This window comes from Flavobacterium sp. (assembly GCF_039916025.1).
Taxonomy (GTDB): Bacteria; Bacteroidota; Bacteroidia; order Flavobacteriales; family Flavobacteriaceae; genus Flavobacterium.
Genome location: NZ_JBDSMB010000137.1, coordinates 12902 through 30847, shown reverse-complemented (window position 1 = coordinate 30847; position 17946 = coordinate 12902). Strand labels below are relative to the sequence as shown.

18 protein-coding genes are annotated in these 17946 nt (G+C 35.9%); 12 read left to right on the top strand and 6 right to left on the bottom strand.

Annotated elements, in window-relative coordinates:
- Positions 1 to 8 precede the first annotated feature (8 nt).
- The 3 genes from ABIQ27_RS09880 to ABIQ27_RS09870 form a co-directional block, all read right to left on the bottom strand.
- Positions 9 to 536 (bottom strand): hypothetical protein, encoded by a 528-nt coding sequence (locus ABIQ27_RS09880; RefSeq protein WP_348033720.1) that lies wholly within the window; start codon positions 534 to 536, stop codon positions 9 to 11.
- A 116-nt stretch (positions 537 to 652) separates the two neighbouring features.
- Positions 653 to 1285, bottom strand: coding sequence for a hypothetical protein (locus ABIQ27_RS09875; protein ID WP_348033719.1), 633 nt, complete (start codon positions 1283 to 1285; stop codon positions 653 to 655).
- 139 nt (positions 1286 to 1424) lie between these two features.
- Positions 1425 to 2438, bottom strand: coding sequence for a restriction endonuclease (locus tag ABIQ27_RS09870; protein ID WP_348033718.1), 1014 nt, complete (start codon positions 2436 to 2438; stop codon positions 1425 to 1427).
- A gap of 232 nt (positions 2439 to 2670) precedes the next feature.
- Here ABIQ27_RS09870 and ABIQ27_RS09865 point away from each other — a divergent pair, with 232 nt between their 5' ends.
- The 8 genes from ABIQ27_RS09865 (at position 2671) to ABIQ27_RS09830 (ending at position 9453) form a co-directional block, all read left to right on the top strand.
- A complete protein-coding gene (locus tag ABIQ27_RS09865) occupies positions 2671 to 3948 on the top strand; it encodes an amidohydrolase family protein (RefSeq protein WP_348033717.1) in 1278 nt (425 codons plus the stop codon).
- Between the two features lie 86 nt (positions 3949 to 4034).
- Positions 4035 to 5177, top strand: a complete 1143-nt coding sequence (locus tag ABIQ27_RS09860) for an NAD(P)/FAD-dependent oxidoreductase (protein WP_348033716.1) — start codon at positions 4035 to 4037, stop codon at positions 5175 to 5177.
- A complete protein-coding gene (locus tag ABIQ27_RS09855; protein WP_348033715.1) occupies positions 5167 to 5880 on the top strand; it encodes a methyltransferase domain-containing protein in 714 nt (237 codons plus the stop codon). The genes ABIQ27_RS09860 and ABIQ27_RS09855 overlap by 11 nt, the downstream gene beginning before the upstream one ends.
- A gap of 16 nt (positions 5881 to 5896) precedes the next feature.
- Positions 5897 to 6949, top strand: coding sequence for a type III polyketide synthase (locus ABIQ27_RS09850; RefSeq protein ID WP_348033714.1), 1053 nt, complete (start codon positions 5897 to 5899; stop codon positions 6947 to 6949).
- 1 nt (position 6950) lies between these two features.
- The gene (locus ABIQ27_RS09845) at positions 6951 to 7376 is read left to right on the top strand and encodes a FabA/FabZ family ACP-dehydratase (protein ID WP_348033713.1); all 426 of its coding nucleotides are present in this window, start codon (positions 6951 to 6953) and stop codon (positions 7374 to 7376) included.
- A gap of 49 nt (positions 7377 to 7425) precedes the next feature.
- Positions 7426 to 8697: a beta-ketoacyl-[acyl-carrier-protein] synthase family protein gene (locus tag ABIQ27_RS09840; RefSeq protein ID WP_348033712.1), complete on the top strand. Its 1272-nt coding sequence runs from the start codon at positions 7426 to 7428 to the stop codon at positions 8695 to 8697.
- A 1-nt stretch (position 8698) separates the two neighbouring features.
- Positions 8699 to 8953, top strand: coding sequence for an acyl carrier protein (locus ABIQ27_RS09835; protein WP_348033711.1), 255 nt, complete (start codon positions 8699 to 8701; stop codon positions 8951 to 8953).
- Positions 8950 to 9453 (top strand): 4'-phosphopantetheinyl transferase superfamily protein, encoded by a 504-nt coding sequence (locus ABIQ27_RS09830; protein ID WP_348033710.1) that lies wholly within the window; start codon positions 8950 to 8952, stop codon positions 9451 to 9453. The genes ABIQ27_RS09835 and ABIQ27_RS09830 overlap by 4 nt, the downstream gene beginning before the upstream one ends.
- Before the next feature lie 36 nt (positions 9454 to 9489).
- Here ABIQ27_RS09830 and ABIQ27_RS09825 read toward each other — a convergent pair whose 3' ends face one another.
- Positions 9490 to 10098 (bottom strand): Pr6Pr family membrane protein, encoded by a 609-nt coding sequence (locus tag ABIQ27_RS09825; protein WP_348033709.1) that lies wholly within the window; start codon positions 10096 to 10098, stop codon positions 9490 to 9492.
- A 173-nt stretch (positions 10099 to 10271) separates the two neighbouring features.
- Here ABIQ27_RS09825 and ABIQ27_RS09820 point away from each other — a divergent pair, with 173 nt between their 5' ends.
- The 3 genes from ABIQ27_RS09820 to ABIQ27_RS09810 all read left to right on the top strand — a co-directional run bounded on the left by ABIQ27_RS09820 (position 10272) and on the right by ABIQ27_RS09810 (position 14509).
- Positions 10272 to 10454, top strand: a complete 183-nt coding sequence (locus tag ABIQ27_RS09820; protein ID WP_348033708.1) for a CAL67264 family membrane protein — start codon at positions 10272 to 10274, stop codon at positions 10452 to 10454.
- A gap of 81 nt (positions 10455 to 10535) precedes the next feature.
- Positions 10536 to 12227, top strand: coding sequence for an energy-dependent translational throttle protein EttA (ettA, locus tag ABIQ27_RS09815; RefSeq protein ID WP_348033707.1), 1692 nt, complete (start codon positions 10536 to 10538; stop codon positions 12225 to 12227).
- 77 nt (positions 12228 to 12304) lie between these two features.
- On the top strand, positions 12305 to 14509 hold the full coding sequence (locus ABIQ27_RS09810) for a response regulator (protein WP_348033706.1): 2205 nt from the start codon (positions 12305 to 12307) through the stop codon (positions 14507 to 14509).
- Here ABIQ27_RS09810 and ABIQ27_RS09805 read toward each other — a convergent pair.
- Together ABIQ27_RS09805 and ABIQ27_RS09800 are read right to left on the bottom strand one after the other, a co-directional pair.
- Entirely contained in the window at positions 14506 to 15762 is a 1257-nt protein-coding gene (locus ABIQ27_RS09805; protein ID WP_348033705.1) for a DEAD/DEAH box helicase, read from the bottom strand. The two genes, ABIQ27_RS09810 and ABIQ27_RS09805, sit on opposite strands and share 4 nt — an antisense overlap.
- A gap of 144 nt (positions 15763 to 15906) precedes the next feature.
- Entirely contained in the window at positions 15907 to 16944 is a 1038-nt protein-coding gene (locus ABIQ27_RS09800) for a formimidoylglutamase (protein WP_348033704.1), read from the bottom strand.
- 96 nt (positions 16945 to 17040) lie between these two features.
- On the opposite strand from ABIQ27_RS09800, the gene ABIQ27_RS09795 reads away from it, so the two are divergent.
- Positions 17041 to 17925, top strand: coding sequence for a hypothetical protein (locus ABIQ27_RS09795; RefSeq protein WP_348033703.1), 885 nt, complete (start codon positions 17041 to 17043; stop codon positions 17923 to 17925).
- The last annotated feature ends 21 nt before the right edge of the window (positions 17926 to 17946 follow it).

The window sequence follows — 17946 nt, the reverse complement described above, 5'->3', positions numbered from 1 at the left end:
GTTTGCGGTTAATCCCAAAAATTAAGTATCGCCGCTATTTGTTCTTCGTTATTTCCTCCATTTTCGTATTTATACAAATTATCCCAATATATTTCTCCACCGATTTTAACGAACACCTTATAATATCCCTTTTCAAGAGTTGTTATATCCATACTAATATTGCCTGAAGATAATCCGCTAAGTGAAACATCTGAATTTGGATCAATTGATTGTTCGGTGTATGAATTTGTGTTCAAAACAATGCTGAAGTCTTCATCCTGATAAATTTTTTCCGGATTTGCAGGCACAATCCAAACATCTGTAACATTTTCCTGAGCAACAATATAAAAGGTTTCGTTTGCCGGATTAGGATAAATTAAAAACCTGTCGTTTACTAAAACATTAGGATTTCCAAGTTGTAATGGCAAATCGTCAAAGTTCTGTCTGAAATTAACTCCAGTGACTAAATTAATAGCAGTCTTATCGGTTAGATTAGTTTCATCGCTGTTACAGCTTAATGCCAAAATTGAGATAAGAATGAATAGTCCTTTTTTCATATTGATTTTTTTATAAAGATAAGTAAAAGTTCAACTTTGTAATTTCTAAGAAAAACTAAATGAGCTATTGCGTGAAACGGCTGTTATAGGCAGCCAATTATTCGTTGTAAGTTTTGTTATTGTTTATATCCCAGTCGAATTAATTCATTCCTAATTTCTAATGCAGTTTTAAATTTTGCCTTTTTGTTTGTTTCATCACTCCAAGTACATTCACAACCTCCATCAAGCTTTTTACTTATTTCTTCAAGAAATTTCAAATCGAGTGTTTTCTCTATCGTTTCGTTATCAAAGACGTATGTTCCGTAAAGCGTTCCGGTAATATCATAATGTCTCTGTTTCCAAGAAGCTATAACAATTAACTCTTCTGCCTTGTCCTTATCAGTATTTGCAAAGAAGACAGTTTCAATAGTTGGATTACCACCTTCCGAATCTATGATTCCAAAAGTTACTTTACTGTAAGTGTTTTTATCCAGTTGAGAAAAAACATATCCTTCAATTTTATGATATGTCTGTTGGTCTGGGTCATTTTGTACGGGCAATTTATATGTAATGTCGTAAAGTGAAACAATGACAGAATTTCCATTCCATTTTGTTTTTAAAACTTTATGTGTCAAAGTTGAATTTTCTGGTTTTTGTCTTTCAGCAAATTGTTCAATGGTCTCATTGTCTTTTCGGGGCACAACTTCTATTTGTCCATACGATAAAGTCGTCCAAAAAAATAAAATTGTGATGTTAATGTAGTGTCTCATTGGTTGGCTATAAAGTTCCGCGGCTTATCGTCAGTTGTGAACTTCGGAACTTTTTATTTTCTGTTAAAGATAAAAATTCTTGTGAAACGCGAACGTGAACTTACCGCAAAATTAGCAACTTGCCTGCCGGTAGGCAGTACTAATCTATTTGAAAAATGTCATTCTTGAGAAATAATTCTGAGTTGACATTAAGTTTTATGTAAAAATCACTTCTTTGCCAAAATTTAATTTTAATCCCATACTTTTCATTTTTTTCAACATCTTTGAATTGGTCAAATAAATTTGGCGTCATATCATTGTTTGTCATTAACCAGTAGCCATAATAATCATGTTCAATAACTCGATCAGTCCAACCTGAAATAGCTGAGGGAGAAATACTATTTTCAGAATATTTACATTGAACTAGCCATTTCCTTTCTGTAATTTCTCCAAGATTTTCAATTTTTTCAATTACATCGAAATCTCTTCCTCGGTCTGAAGCTCTCGTTTTTCCAATTGGGATTATTTTTGAAATGTTTTGCTCCTTTTGAAGTAATAGTTCACATATTCTTTCAAACTGTCTATCTTTATCTCCGATGAGCTTGTCCCAATTAAAATGGATAGGAGCTTTGAATTCAAAAAAAGGTTGTGATTCTTCAAGCTTTTTACTTAGTATTACTCTTTCCTCTTCTTCAGGATTATCTCTAAGTAAAACTGCAATAGCAAAGTCAGCAATTTCTGTTTCAATAATAAAAACTCTTAAATTAGACTTTTTATCAATTCCAATAAACATATCTCTTTTTTCCAGCGGTATTTCAAAATCAATTTCGTTTATTATTTTGGTTATCGTTTTATAGAATTCAATACTGAATGAATAAATATTTTCCTCGGTTGAGCATAATAAATATTTTTCCCCTTCATATAAATGTTTTACAGGAATTCTATTATGTAGGTAAGCTTTTAAGGCAGGCTTTAATTCGGATGGCTTGATAAACTTGCAAAATATTCCTAAATGACCTCCCGGATTTCTGAAAATTCCTTTGCTGATGGTTTTAATTTCTACTTCTTCAGAATTATTTGAAGATTTCTTTACAAAATTTAATTCTTCAAATTCATATTCCTCTGTTACGGTTTTTATAATTTCTCTTATAAAATCTTCTTTTAATTTACGCATATCGTTTCATCTAGTGGTGTAAGTAATTGTGCCTAACTTGTATATCCGCAACAAACATTCGCAAAGCCCTAGAAAAATAGATATGTAAGTGAAAGTTGCGCTACGTAATATAAGCTAAGATATAAAATTATTCCTAATAAAAACTCAGCCATCGACAAGGTTCTCTTAACCAAATAACCGAATAACCAAATCCACAATTATTCCCTATCTTTATCATCCTAACCAACTTACCATGAAAAAAATATTACTCTTCACCTTTTTCTTTACAGCATTAACAATCCAAGCCCAGGAAACTTACATTCAGTGTGGTAAACTTATCGATACCAAAAACGGGAAAGTGCTAACCGGCAAAACCATAATCGTTTCAGATAAAATTATCAAAAGCATTCAGGACGGTTTTATCAACCCAACAAACACAACCGATAAAGTCATCGACCTCAAAACCAAAACCGTAATGCCCGGCTGGATTGACATGCACGTACATCTTGAAGGAGAAACCAGCCCAACTGCTTACTTAGAAGAATTCACACTCAACGATGCCGATATTGCGTATGATGCTGAAGCTTTTGGAAAAACAACTTTATTAGCTGGTTTTACAACCGTAAGAGACTTAGGTGGAACTGGTGTCAATGTATCATTAAGAAATGCTATCAACGCAGGAAAAGTAATCGGTCCAAGAATATTCACTGCCGAAAAAGCATTGGCTTCAACCGGTGGTCATGCCGACCCATCAAACGGATACAAAAAAAATTTAGTGGGTGATCCGGGTCCAAAAGAAGGTGTTGTTAATAGTGTTGATGATGCCCGAAAAGCGGTTCGCCAGCGTTATAAAAATGGTGCTGACTGGATAAAAATAACAGCAACTGGCGGTGTTTTAAGTGTTGCCAAGAGTGCCGGAAATCCACAATTTACAATGGAAGAAATAGAAGCAATTGTTTCCACAGCCAAAGACTACGGAATGAAAGTAGCCGCTCACGCTCACGGCGATGAAGGTATGCAAAGAGCTGTTCGTGCCGGAGTAAAAACGATTGAGCATGGCACCGAAATGAGTGATGACACTATGAGCCTGATGATAAAACTCAACTGCTACTTAGTGCCAACCATCACAGCCGGAAAAACCGTTGAAGAGAATGCCAAAAAACCTGGTTACTATCCCGGAATTGTAGTTCCAAAAGCATTGGCAATTGGACCAAAGATTAAGGGAACTTTTGCCAAAGCTTATAAAAGAGGAGTTCCTATCGCTTTCGGAACCGATGCCGGAGTTTTCCAACACGGATTAAATGCCCGCGAATTCATCTATATGACAGAAGCGGGAATGCCAATTATGAAAGCTCTGCAATGTGCCACAATCACAAATGCGATGCTGCTAGACATGGACAAGCAATTAGGTTCGATAGAAGTAGGTTTTCTTGCCGATATCATTGCGACAAATGATGATCCAACGCAAGATGTTTCAACAGTTACCAACGTAATTTTTGTGATGAAAGAAGGAGTTGTTTACAAACAATAATTTTATAAATTTTTATTGTAATTATATAAAATGTTACCCATAATTATATAAATTCTTAACATGCTTATTCCATAAATTTACTGTCCATGGAAAATAGTACAGTAATAATAGCAGGCGGAGGTCTGGCAGGTCTAACAGCTGCCATTCATTTGTCGGGACTGGGATTTCAGGTCACTGTTTTTGAAAAAAATGCTTACCCAAAACACAAAGTTTGTGGTGAATACATTTCAAATGAAGTTTTGCCTTATCTCAGTTGGCTAAAGCTGGATTTGAACGAGTTATATCCAACACACATTACCAAAATACATTTTTCTACTACCGGCGGGAGAAACATTACGGCGCCGCTGCCCTTAGGCGGTTTTGGCGTCAGTCGTTATGCGCTCGATAATTTTTTATATCAAAAAGCGATTGCCAATGGGTGCAAAGTCATTCAGGATTCGGTTGAGAATGTAGAATTTATAGAGGATGCCTTTATTGTCAACACTTCCAGCGGAACAGTATACAACTCCACAATTGTTTTGGGAGCTTTTGGTAAACGTTCGGCCATCGACCAGAAAATGCAACGTGATTTTATCAAACACAAATCGCCATGGCTGGCAGTCAAAGCACATTATACAGGAGCTTTTCCAGATGATGTTGTTGGGCTGCACAATTTTAAAGGTGGTTATTGTGGTGTTTCCAAAGTTGAAAACGACAAAATCAATATTTGTTATTTAGCCGATTATGATAGTTTCAAAAGCTATAAAAATGTGCAGGAATATCAGGAAAAAGTGGTTGCTAAGAATCCCAATCTAAAAGAAATATTCGATACGATGACTTTGGTCTCGGAAAAACCATTAACCATCAGCCAGATATCGTTTGCCCCAAAACACGCTGTTGACAATCATATTTTAATGATAGGCGATACTGCCGGTTTGATTCATCCTTTATGTGGAAACGGAATGGCTATGGCAATTCACAGCGCCAAGATGGCCTCAGATTTAGTGGCGAAATATTTGAGAAAGGAATTAGAGTCAAGAGAGGAATTAGAAAATCGCTATACGCAGGAATGGAATCATAAGTTCAGGCAACGCTTACGAATAGGAAGATGGCTTTCAGCATTACTGCAAAAACCAAAACTTTCGGATGCCACACTAAGCGTTTTGACTGTATTCCCATCTCTCTTAACTGCAATTATCAAAAAAACACATGGCAAATACTTAACTAAAAATTTATATTATGTTCATTAAAACTACCTACAGAACCAATGAACCTGAGCTCATGGACAATTTTGACATGAAAGGCGACAAGCTCAAAGACGCTTTAGACAAAATCGCAAAAATCAATCAGTTTTTAGGCGGTAATAGACTCACGCTGCAGGGTGTAAAAAACATTCTTAAACAACACCCAGCCAAAGACAAAATCACTGTTGTTGATGTTGGTTGCGGTAATGGCGATATGCTTCGAATTGTGGCTGATTATCTAGAAGGGAATGATATCAAATGTGAGTTAATTGGAATTGATGCCAATCAATTTTCGGTTAATTATGCTAAAAAACTGTCCAGTCATTATCCGAATATCACTTATCGATGCGAAGATATTTTTGATAAATCATTTGAAAATCTCGAATATGACATTGTTTTATGTACCTTAACACTCCATCATTTCAAGGATGACGAAATCATGAACTTGCTAAAAGTTTTTAAAGCCAATGCCAAAATGGGAATCGTAATCAATGATTTGGAAAGAAGCGGTATTTCCTATCGCTTATTTCAGGCATTATGTTTTACTTTGAGGCTGAATGATATGTCGAGAGAAGATGGTTTAGTATCCATTTTAAGAGGATTCAAAAAACCCGAGCTGGAACAGTTTTCAAGAAAACTGCATCTCAAAAAATATTCGATAGAATGGAAATGGGCATTTCGTTATCAGTGGATTATCAATACAAATTAAGTATCAAAACAACTAAATGAGTGTCAAAATAACGGCCGTTGCAAAAGAATTACCAAAATATTCCCGAACGACAGAAGAAATCATACCCCTTTTGGAAGGCTGGCTTTCCGGGCAGGATGAACGTTTTATCCGAAAAGTAAAAAAGATATTCGAAGGCGCAATGGTAGACAAACGCTATTCCATTATGGAACCAGTGGAAGTCTTTACTAATATGTCTTTTGAAGAACGCAACGATATTTATGTCAGGGAAGTTATTTCTCTTGGCGAAAAAGTCCTGGACAATGCTTTAAAAAAAACCAACTGGAAACCTGAAACACTCGACTATATAATCACCGTCAGTTGCACTGGAATCATGATTCCGTCACTTGATGCTTATTTGATTAATTCACTCAAACTCCGTCAGGACATTGTCAGATTACCCGTTACCGAAATGGGCTGCGCGGCTGGAATATCCGGAATGATATACGCAAAGAACTTTCTGCAGGCAAATCCCGGAAAACGTGCCGCAGTTATTGCGGTGGAAAGTCCAACAGCAACTTTTCAATTGGATGATTATTCGATGCCCAATATTATTTCTGCTGCTATTTTTGGCGATGGCGCAGCTTGTGTTTTGCTGTCTTCCCACGAAGATGATGAAGGTCCGAAAATCATAGCCGAAGATATGTATCACTTTTACGATGCAATTCATATGATGGGTTTTAAGCTTACGAATAGCGGTCTGCAAATGGTTTTGGATATAGAAGTTCCCGATACTATTGCGTCGCATTTCCCTGAAATTATTCATCCGTTTTTAGAAAAGAACAACCTCAAAATAAAGGATATTGATCATCTGATTTTTCATCCCGGAGGCAAAAAAATTGTGCAAACGGTGGAAGATTTGTTTTCTGGCTTAGGGAAAAATATAGACGATACAAAAGAAGTGCTAAGGCAATACGGAAACATGTCGAGTGCCACAGTTTTGTATGTTTTAGAGCGCGTAATGGATAAGAAACCAAAGAAAGGCGAGAAAGGATTGCTGCTCAGTTTTGGTCCAGGTTTTTCAGCGCAGCGAATACTGATTGAATTCTGATATGTATAAAAATATTATAGATAAACTGCCGTATTCAAAGCCATTCCTTTTTGTGGATGAGTTAATTAGCATAGATGAAAACGGAGCAGAAGGCACATTTACTTTCAGTGCTGATTTGGATTTTTATAAAGGGCATTTCAAAGATAACCCAGTTACGCCTGGTGTTATTTTAACCGAAACCATGGCGCAGATTGGTGTTGTTTGTCTGGGAATATATTTGTTGGGGAATGATTTTAATGGGGAATCAAAAGTAGCCTTAACCTCTTCTGAAATTGAGTATTTGAAACCGGTTTTTCCAAATGAAAAAGTAACTGTAGTTTCAGAGAAAATGTATTTCAGGTTTGGTAAATTAAAATGCAAGGTTAAAATGTTCAATGCTGCTGATGAAGAAGTCTGTCGCGGCACTATTGCCGGAATGATTGTATAAATACTGACACGAGCGCAGTGAACTGACGAAGTAAATAAATTCAGCACAAGTGGAAAGAAGAGTTGTCATAACAGGTCTTGGAATTGTGGCTCCAAACGGAGTTGGGCTCGATGCGTTTACCAATGCCATCAAAAACGGTATTTCAGGAATTAAACACAATCCAGAACTCGAACGTCTGCAATTCTCATGTCAGATATCGGGAACGCCGGAAATCTCGGAAGAACTCAAAAGAGAATATTTTACCGAATTGGAACTGCGGAATTTCAACTCTACCGGAATCTTGTACGGAGTAATAGCCGGAATGGATGCCTGGAAAGATGCTGACCTGCCAATTCTTCAAAACGAAAATCCCGATTGGGATTCGGGAACCATCTTTGGAACCGGAACATCAGGAATAGAAAAATTCAGGGAAAGCATTTATAAGATTGACAATTTAGAAACCCGAAAACTCGGGAGTACAGCTGTTGCGCAAACAATGAATAGCGGCGTGAGTGCTTATCTTGGAGGAAAATTAGGTTTAGGCAATCAGGTGACGACGAATTCCTCTGCCTGCACAACAGGGACGGAAAGCATTTTGATGGCTTATGAACGCATAAAACTTGGACAAGCAAAACGAATGTTGGCAGGAAGTACCAGTGATAGCGGTCCTTATATTTGGGGCGGATTTGATGCTATGAAAGTCTGCACATTCAAACACAACGATTCACCGGAACAAGGTTCGAGACCAATGTCGGCAACTGCTTCAGGATTTGTCCCTGGAAGCGGCGCAGGAGCATTTGTTTTGGAAGATTTAGAAACAGCGTTGGCACGTGGTGTACGGATTTACGCTGAGGTTTTAGGAGGAAATGTTAACTCGGGCGGACAACGTGGGCTTGGTACAATGACAGCTCCAAATCCAATTGCGGTGCAAAAATGCATAACCGATGCAATGGCAAATGCCGGAATAATTTCGGATGAGATTGATGCTATAAATGGACATTTGACAGCAACGAGTAAAGATGCTTTAGAAATCCAAAACTGGAGCGAAGCGCTTAACAGAAAAGGAAAAGAATTTCCATATATCAACTCATTGAAATCAATGGTTGGGCATTGTTTATCGGCTTCGGGAAGTGTCGAAAGCGTAGCGTCTGTTCTACAGGTTTATGACGGATTTATTTTTCCGAATAGTAACTGTGAGGATTTGAATCCGGAGATTACTGATTGTATTGATGTGTCTAAAATTCCACAGCAGCTAATTCAAAAAGATATTACTATCTTAGCGAAAGCCAGCTTTGGTTTTGGCGATGTCAACGGATGTGTGATTTTTAAAAAATATAAATGAAATGGACAAAGTAGCAATAATCGAACAATTAAAAGCAATTGTAAAACCGTTTGTGGCAAACCAAGAAGCGTTTGAAAGCATTGATGAGAACACTGATTTCATTAAAGACTTAAATATAAATTCAGCCAATTTGGTTGATATTGTTTTGGACGTAGAAGATGCTTTCGGAATTGTAATTGACGATGGCTCTATGGCAAAAATGCTGAACGTTAAAGCCACTTTGAATATCATTGAAACTAAACTAGCCGAAAAGTGATTGGAAACGATATCATAGATTTGGCTCTCGCACGAAAAGAAAGCAACTGGAAACGGAAAGGTTTTTTAGACAAACTCTTTACGCCAAAAGAACAAGTGTTGATTTCAAACTCACAAAACCCCGAAACAACATTGTGGAATTTATGGAGCCGAAAAGAAGCTGCTTATAAAATCTATAACCGTCAAACGCAAATCCGGGCTTTTATCCCACTACAATTAGAATGTTTTGATATAGAAGAAATAGACGGAATCATTTTGGGAAAAGTAATCTGCTACGACACTGTTTACTATACAAAAACTATAATTACTTCCGATTATATTGAAACAAATGCGGTTGTTAATTCACGAGATTTTGACAATATTAAAACAATAGACACATTCGACATGATTGTCAAAACCGATGGGATTCCAAATTATTTTGATTCAGAAAATAAAATCTGGAAGCCAATTTCAAAAAGTCATCATGGAAGGTTTGGCAGAGTGGTTGTGTTGGATAAGTAACGTATTTTAGACTGACTCAGCTTCTCATAAGATTTTTTATCTTCTGATAATTGATTTTCCTATAAAAAGAAAAATAACTGAAATCACTATAAAAACGAATAATAAAATCGCTGAATTTATAAGAACTTCTGTCATTCCTAAAGTGACAACATCAACAAAAGGGTAGGGATAAAAGTTAGAAAAACTTCCCCGAACCATGATAAAAATCAAGTAGGTTACAGGATAAATCATCCATTTTAATATCTGCGAATATTTAACTGGTTTTGTTATTTCGAACATACTCCAAAACACAACTACTAAAACCGGGATAAAGGAATGAAGTAATTCATCAACAACCATTTGCAGACCTTGAGGTTCCCATATATTTCTTAATGCGATTTGATAAACGGAACCAACCATTAAAATGTAGATGGTTATCGCTGTAAGAACGCCCGGTTTATGAACTAACTTATTTGAATTTTTAATAAATACGATACCAGTAAAATAAATGGCAACTAATATATTAGTTAAGATTGTGAAGAAACTAAAAAATCTAATTACAGCCTCTGAAATAGGCGTGATTTTATTTTCAATCATTAAAAAAAGTTGAGCTATTACTGCAAACCATCCAATCAGGGCAAACAATAAGGCTAAGTTTTTTTTCATATAGTAATTTCAATTAATTGTAAGGTTAGCATTTCCTCGAGTTTGCAAGGTTCAGAACTTTATTATTTTCTGTTAAAGATAAAAATTCTTGCGAAATGCAAAGCGTAATAAAACCGAAAACTCTCAACATTTTTTCTTAAATTTGCTCTCCTAAAATCAAAATACCACTTAATATGGGAATGAATAAAAACACAGTCTTAGGATGGGCAACTCTAGTCATGATTATCATGGGATTAATACTTATTGCACTTGGTGCTTTCAGATATGATGAAACCGCTGGTTGGGGATTTGGCGCAACAGGAGTAGGGTTCTTGGCCAATGCATGGGTGTTTAGTTCGTTAAAAGGAAGACTGTAAAAAAGTGTTCAGTCCTCAGTTTGCAGAATGCAGATTGAAATAATCTAAAATTTATAATTCAAAATTTAAAATAACTTTAAAATGTCAGACGATAAGAAGGTAATATTCTCGATGCAGAGACTAAGTAAATCCTATCAGGGAAGTGATAAACAAGTATTAAAAAACATCTATTTGAGTTTCTTCTACGGAGCAAAAATAGGAATCCTTGGACTAAATGGTTCGGGGAAATCTTCGCTTTTGAAGATTATAGCCGGAGTTGATAAAAACTACCAGGGAGACGTTGTTTTCCAACCGGGATATACTGTTGGTTACTTAGAGCAGGAACCAATATTGGATGATACTAAAACAGTTATTGAAATCGTTAAAGAAGGTGTTGCCGAAACAGTTGCTATTCTTGATGAGTTCAACAAAATAAATGATATGTTCGGTTTGCCCGAAGTCTATGAAGATGCCGATAAAATGGACAAATTAATGGAGCGTCAGGCTTTGTTACAGGATAAAATCGATGCTTCCGGTGCGTGGGAATTAGATACCAAACTAGAAATTGCCATGGATGCTTTGCGCACACCGGAAGGCGATACGCCAATCAAACATTTATCTGGTGGAGAACGCCGTCGTGTGGCTTTATGTCGTTTGTTATTGCAACAACCTGATGTATTGCTTTTAGATGAGCCAACCAACCACCTGGATGCAGAAAGCGTACTTTGGTTAGAGCAGCATTTAGCACAATATGCCGGAACTGTAATTGCTGTAACGCACGATAGATATTTCCTTGATAATGTTGCAGGTTGGATTTTGGAATTGGACAGAGGTGAAGGTATTCCATGGAAAGGGAATTATTCTTCTTGGCTTGACCAAAAATCAAAACGTATGGAGCAGGAAGAAAAAGTGGCTTCAAAACGAAGAAAAACCTTAGAACGTGAGTTGGATTGGGTTCGTCAGGGTGCGAAAGGACGACAAACAAAACAAAAAGCACGTTTGCAAAATTATGATAAACTCTTAAACGAAGATCAAAAAGAGCTTGACGAAAAATTAGAAATCTATATTCCAAATGGTCCACGTTTGGGTACAAATGTTATTGAAGCAAAAGGCGTTGCTAAAGCTTTTGGAGACAAATTATTATATGACAACTTAAACTTCACTTTGCCACAAGCTGGAATTGTTGGAATCATCGGACCAAACGGTGCAGGTAAATCAACAATCTTCCGAATGATAATGGGAGAAGAGAAAACTGATGCTGGAGAATTCAGCGTTGGTGATACTGTGAAAATTGCCTACGTTGACCAAGCGCATTCTAACATCGATCCAAATAAATCTATTTGGGAAAACTTCTGCGATGGGCAGGAATTAATCATGATGGGCGGAAGACAAGTAAACTCGAGAGCGTATTTATCCCGTTTTAACTTTGGCGGAAGCGATCAGAACAAAAAAGTAGCAGCACTTTCAGGAGGAGAACGTAACCGTTTGCATTTGGCAATGACTTTAAAAGAAGAAGGAAACGTATTGCTACTGGATGAGCCAACAAATGATTTGGACATCAACACGCTTCGTGCTTTGGAAGAAGGATTGGAAAACTTTGCAGGTTGTGCTGTAGTTATTTCGCACGACAGATGGTTTTTAGATAGAATCTGTACACACATCTTAGCGTTTGAAGGAAACTCAGAAGTCTACTATTTCGAAGGTGGTTTCTCTGAGTATGAAGAGAATAAGAAGAAACGTATGGGTGATGTTACGCCAAAACGAATTAAATACAGAAAATTGATTAGAAATTAACGATTAACTTATAAAATCCCGCGTAATCGGGATTTTTTTATGAATAAAAATTTATATTTGAGCGTTGAACCAACCTTATGATTAAAGCCAACTTCATTAGTTTACTTGTATTTTTACTTTTTTGTTTTACCACTTCGGTAGCGCAGGAATATAAAAAGGAGAAAGAAGTCATTGAGAAATTACTCAATAGGGCAGTTACGGAGTTTAATAAATCCGAATATGATGATGCACTGGAACTTTCAAAACATGCTTTGGTCAATTCGTTTGCAATCAATGATAACTCCTATATCGCGCAATCCTATAATACACTCGGGGTTATTTATAACGAATGTTCGGAATCCAAAAAGGCTATAGAATTTTATGATAAAGCACTCGGATACGCCAAAAAAGTCAACAACGACAAACTCTACAACTGGATATACGGAAACTTAGGAAGTGTCTATTACTTTAGTGAAATTGATGTCAACAAAGGAATAGCCTATTACAAAAAAGCATTGTTTTATGCTTTACGAATAAAGGATAAATCCCAAATCGAATTTGACAGGATTAATTTAGCCAGCGCCTATTTTTCTGTCGATAAATTTGACGAAGGAATTCTGGTGGTTAAAGGCATCAAAGATGAAGTTTTGACTAATGGTTCCGAAGAAGCCAAGATGTCAATGAATTTATTGATTGGTATTTATACCACAAGTATAGATCAAAAAGCGGAAGCGGAACATTATTATTTTACTGCTCAGCAAATTGCAGAGAAGAATAAATTCGACTCTTTTTTGATTAATATTTATGAAAACCTGGTTCGTCATTATAAGCATTTCAAAGAGCCACAAAAAGCGATTGAGTATAAAGCAAAAGTAGATTCATTAAGCAAAATTGTCTATTCTGAAGACAAGCTTGATAACCTGAAGAAAGCAGCGGTGCAAATTGAGTTAGACGAATACAAAAATGAATTGGGACGAGTTGAACAGGTAAACGAAAAACATCAAAAAAGCATAAAAGAATCAAGGTTAATTGTTATTCTGTTTATAATTATCCTGATAATTTTATTATTACTGCTTTTGACTTTGTATAAAAATATAAAGCTAAGAGAACAGGCTAATATCGAATTAAAAAAAGCCAACGAAGAACTTGTTTTGGCAAAAGAAGCCGCTGAAGAAGCGTCTCAACTCAAGTCACAATTCGTGTCAACCATAACTCATGAATTAAGAACACCTTTGTATGGAGTTATCGGAATCACCAATATTATTTTAGACGAACATAAAGAATTAGGTAACAGCCCACATTTGAAATCCTTAAAGTTCTCGGCTAAATATCTGCTTTCTCTTGTGAATGATATCCTTCAAATCAATAAAATAGAAGAGAAGCGTATCGTGTTGGAAAGTTTGATTTTTAATTTGACAGATGAAATTACACTGATAAAAAATTCAGTTGAATATATAGCTGACAAAAATAATGACGTTTTCACACTTGAAATTGACACTGCAATTCCTGAGTTTTTAATTGGCGATAAACTTCGATTGTCGCAAATTCTTATGAATTTAGTGAGCAATGCTTTGAAGTTTACCAAAAACGGTGAAGTTGCCGTCATGGCCGATTTAAAAAAAGTAGAAGGAAATGTCTATTTCATCGAATTTAAAATAAAAGACACCGGAATCGGAATTGCTAAAGAAGATCATGAAAAAATCTTTCATAAATTCGTTCAGATAGAGCGGAAAGAAGAAGATTATCAAGGTACAGGTTTGGGATTATCTATAGTTTCAAGTTTACTGAAATTATTCAACAGTGAAGTTCATTTGGAAAGTGAAGAAAATGTAGGTACTACTTTTTCATTTACCATCGGATTTGAATTTGATGAAGATAAATCAAAAGAGATTATCAATAATATAGAAGTGGATTTATCGACAAGCCATTTATACAACATTTTGGTTGTCGAAGACAATAAAATCAATCAGGTTGTGACCAAAAAAATCATTCAGGGAAGCAATATGAGCTGCACCATTGTAGATGATGGTTATGCTGCTTTAGTTGCTTTAGACCGCGAAACGTTTGATTTGGTATTAATGGATATCAATATGCCATTAATCAACGGTTTTGATACTACACGAAAAATCAGGGATAAAGGAATAACCATTCCGATTATTGCCCTGACTGCTTTTGACAAACAGGAAGTCGCAGAACAAGCTATTTCTGCCGGAATGAATGACATTATGGTAAAGCCTTTTGAACCTTCAAAGTTGTTTCAGGTCATTCACAATCAAATTAAAACAAAAGAAAACGCCGGTTAGTACCAGCGTTTTTTATTCTTTTTAGAAGCTTCCGATTTTCTTGAATTGTTTTCCTTTCCTTCGGGTTTCTTTTTGTTTCTCAAATCGGGTTTTGCATCCGGATCTGGTTCAGCATCTTTCCATGGAAATGGATGATCTTTGATGATTTTTACATTGACCTTTATCAGCTTCTGAATGTCTTTCCAGTAGGGTTCTTCGTCTTTACTACAGAATGAAATCGAGATTCCGCCATTTCCGGCACGACCGGTACGACCAATTCGGTGTACATAAGTCTCAGGAATATTAGGCAAATCGAAATTGATTACATAAGGTAAACTTTCAATATCAATCCCACGCGCTGCGATATCGGTTGCAACCAAAACGGAGATTTCCTTGTTCTTGAAATGATCCAAAACGCGTTGTCTTGCCGTTTGTGATTTGTCTCCGTGTATCGCTTCAGCATTAACACCGTGTTTTTTCAATGCTTTAACCACATTATCTGCACCATGTTTTGTTCTGACGAAAACCAAAACATTGCTGAGGTTTTCATTTCGTATCAAATGATACAATAAACCGCGTTTGTCTTCTTTTCCAACAAAATAGATTTGCTGCTCAATGATTTCAGCTGTTGATGAAACCGGAGTTACCGAAACATATTCGGGTTTGTTCAAAAAAGTATCGGCTAATTCACGGATTGCCATTGGCATCGTTGCCGAGAATAGTAATGTTTGTCTGTTGCTTGGAACCAGTTTAACAATTTTTCTAACATCATTAATGAAACCCATATCGAGCATCAAATCAGATTCGTCTAAAACCAAATAATGCAAATGGTCAAAATCGATAAAACCTTGTTTGTGTAAATCCAGTAATCTTCCTGGTGTGGCAACCAAAATATCTACGCCTTTCTTTAGCTGGTCAACTTGTGGCACCTGAGAAACGCCACCAAAAACCGTTATCTGGCGAATGTTGGTATATTTCCCATAAGTGTCAAAGCTTTCTCCAATCTGAACCGCCAATTCGCGTGTTGGTGTAACCACTAAACAACGAATTACTTTTGCTTTTTTGGATGAACCAACCATTCTGTGTAGGTTATGTATAATTGGAATAGCAAAAGCTGCTGTTTTTCCTGTTCCTGTTTGTGCGCAGCCAACCAAATCTTTTCCTTCTAAAATAAATGGAATCGCTTTTTCCTGAATTGGTGTTGGGCTTGTGTATCCTTCTTCAAAAACTGCTCTTTGAATACTTTTGGATAATGATAAATCTTCGAATAACATATAATATACTTACTGTTAAGTAGTAAGTCGGCGCAAAGATAGGGAATTAGTAATTAGTAATTAGTTACAAGTAATTAGTCAATTATAGTTAGATAATTATTTGGTTTTTTACTACTCACTAATTACTATTCACTAATCACTTGCTCATAGCAATTCCTTTCTCGATTTAATAAAATCCGTAACCAAATAACCAATCAGTTTTCCGATAAGATGGTTGTTTTTTTCTTCGCCTAAATCGGGTGCGCCTTCGCAAATGTGAAGATAAGCTGCATTTTTATGGTTGCCAAAAAAGTAAACAAACTGACGTAATTCTTCGACCGAAAAACCACTCATTGTCATCGCGCTGCTGGCAATATTAGGCAAAGCATCCAAATCGATTTCAATGCCATAATTGTCGTTTCTGATAAATTCAAATGCATTGATTAATTCTTGCGGAAAGTTTTTTTGATGACGCACTTTAATTTCATCATAAGTATTAAACGTAACGCGGTCTTCAATTTTCTTTAAATTATCGAGTACATTTTTAGAAGTATAATTTTCGTGTAAGCCAAAAATGAAATATTTCTTTAGAAAACCTTCTTCATACGCATACGAAAAGCCATTGCCGCTATGTCTTCCTTCCAGAATCCTAAAATCGGAATGCGCATCAAAATTGATGGCGTTTATTGGTTTTCCTAATCCGAGTGCTGTTCCTTTTATATTTCCGTAGGCATTGTTATGACCGCCACCAATGATTATTGGCGTTTTGCCATATTTTATAATAGAACTGATAATATGAACGACTTCTTTATCGATTTTTTCAACAAGTAAACTTAATTTTTTTCGGTCAGCCGTTACGTGGAAATCTAAATCTTTGGCAGCTTCCATTTCTTCGGAAACATCTAGAGCGCCTAAAATCAATATTTGACTGCCTTTACAAAAACGATTATGCTGAATATTAGCAATGCTCGAAATAGCACTTTCCCATGCTGAATAAGCGCCGGGACGACCAAAATTAGCTCTGACACCAACATCTTCCGGAATTCCAAAAAGCACATATTGTGCTTCACAATTTTTCAAATAATCATGACAATTCTCGCCTTTGGGAATGGTTAGCATTTTTTCGCCAAACTTTACTTCGCCGCTTCTGTGGTTGGTAACTTTTGCTAAATCAGTAATTGAAAACGGAATTATATTCTCCATCTGAAAAAAAATATTTCACCAAAAATATAATAAAATTGCTTATCTTTCGTTACTATATTAATATAGTACCATTATATAATTAAAAAAAAATACTACATGGAAAATCAAAACAATCATTCGAAACTAAAAGCTATTATTGGAATTTTAGCAGTTTTGTTGATAGGAAGTTTAATTTACATTTTTAAACTTACATCTGACGCGAAGTCATTACAAACAACAGTTGTAACTGTAAAATCTGAAAAAGAGTCAGTATTGAAGGATTTATCGGATTTGAAAGCTACTTATGATGCTGCAATCGCTGAAAACACTTCAATGTCGGATGAGTTAATTACTGAGAGAGATAAAGTTGTAAAACTTATGGCAGACCTAAAATCATCAAAAGGTGACAATGCTTCTCTACAGAAATACAGAACTCAGTACAAAGCATTAGAGCAGAAAATGCAGAATTTGATGCAGGAAGTTGAGGTTCTGAAGACACAAAATCAAACTTTAACCACCAATCTGGATAGCACAAAAGTAGTTTTGGAAGACAACAAAAAATACAATCAGGTTTTAGTTGGTCAAAATGAAGAATTAGCTAAAACGGTTGAAATGGGTTCTAAACTATCGGTTACGAATTTGAAAACAGCTTCGTATAAAGTGAGAAGTTCCGGAAAACAAATTGCCACTGACAAAGCAAGCAGAACAGACATGCTTCAGGTTAATTTTACGATAGCAGAAAACAAAATTGCTAAGTCTGGAGACAAAACCTATTATGTTCAGGTGATTGATGCTAAAAACAATGTGTTGGGTGATAAAGCAACCGTTTCATTTGGAGATCAAACTTTAACTTACAGTTTTACAACAACGGTTAAATATGAAAACAAATCAGTTAATGTTTCTGAACAATTGCCAGGTAAGGATTTTGCTAAAGGAACGTATTTTGTCAATGTATTTGACAAAGGAGAATTGGTTTCAAAAAGCAGCTTTAGCTTGAAATAATCATCATCGCTTTTTAATAAT

Excerpts from the sequence above, each read along its gene's own strand:
- ABIQ27_RS09880 (WP_348033720.1), bottom strand. The coding sequence starts at position 536 with ATGAAAAAAGGACTATTCATTCTTATCTCAATTTTGGCATTAAGCTGT.
- ABIQ27_RS09875 (WP_348033719.1), bottom strand. The coding sequence starts at position 1,285 with ATGAGACACTACATTAACATCACAATTTTATTTTTTTGGACGACTTTA.
- ABIQ27_RS09870 (WP_348033718.1), bottom strand. The coding sequence starts at position 2,438 with ATGCGTAAATTAAAAGAAGATTTTATAAGAGAAATTATAAAAACCGTA.
- ABIQ27_RS09865 (WP_348033717.1), top strand. The coding sequence starts at position 2,671 with ATGAAAAAAATATTACTCTTCACCTTTTTCTTTACAGCATTAACAATC.
- ABIQ27_RS09860 (WP_348033716.1), top strand. The coding sequence starts at position 4,035 with ATGGAAAATAGTACAGTAATAATAGCAGGCGGAGGTCTGGCAGGTCTA.
- ABIQ27_RS09855 (WP_348033715.1), top strand. The coding sequence starts at position 5,167 with ATGTTCATTAAAACTACCTACAGAACCAATGAACCTGAGCTCATGGAC.
- ABIQ27_RS09850 (WP_348033714.1), top strand. The coding sequence starts at position 5,897 with ATGAGTGTCAAAATAACGGCCGTTGCAAAAGAATTACCAAAATATTCC.
- ABIQ27_RS09845 (WP_348033713.1), top strand. The coding sequence starts at position 6,951 with ATGTATAAAAATATTATAGATAAACTGCCGTATTCAAAGCCATTCCTT.
- ABIQ27_RS09835 (WP_348033711.1), top strand. The coding sequence starts at position 8,699 with ATGGACAAAGTAGCAATAATCGAACAATTAAAAGCAATTGTAAAACCG.
- ABIQ27_RS09825 (WP_348033709.1), bottom strand. The coding sequence starts at position 10,098 with ATGAAAAAAAACTTAGCCTTATTGTTTGCCCTGATTGGATGGTTTGCA.
- ABIQ27_RS09820 (WP_348033708.1), top strand. The coding sequence starts at position 10,272 with ATGGGAATGAATAAAAACACAGTCTTAGGATGGGCAACTCTAGTCATG.
- ettA (WP_348033707.1), top strand. The coding sequence starts at position 10,536 with ATGTCAGACGATAAGAAGGTAATATTCTCGATGCAGAGACTAAGTAAA.
- ABIQ27_RS09810 (WP_348033706.1), top strand. The coding sequence starts at position 12,305 with ATGATTAAAGCCAACTTCATTAGTTTACTTGTATTTTTACTTTTTTGT.
- ABIQ27_RS09805 (WP_348033705.1), bottom strand. The coding sequence starts at position 15,762 with ATGTTATTCGAAGATTTATCATTATCCAAAAGTATTCAAAGAGCAGTT.
- ABIQ27_RS09800 (WP_348033704.1), bottom strand. The coding sequence starts at position 16,944 with ATGGAGAATATAATTCCGTTTTCAATTACTGATTTAGCAAAAGTTACC.
- ABIQ27_RS09795 (WP_348033703.1), top strand. The coding sequence starts at position 17,041 with ATGGAAAATCAAAACAATCATTCGAAACTAAAAGCTATTATTGGAATT.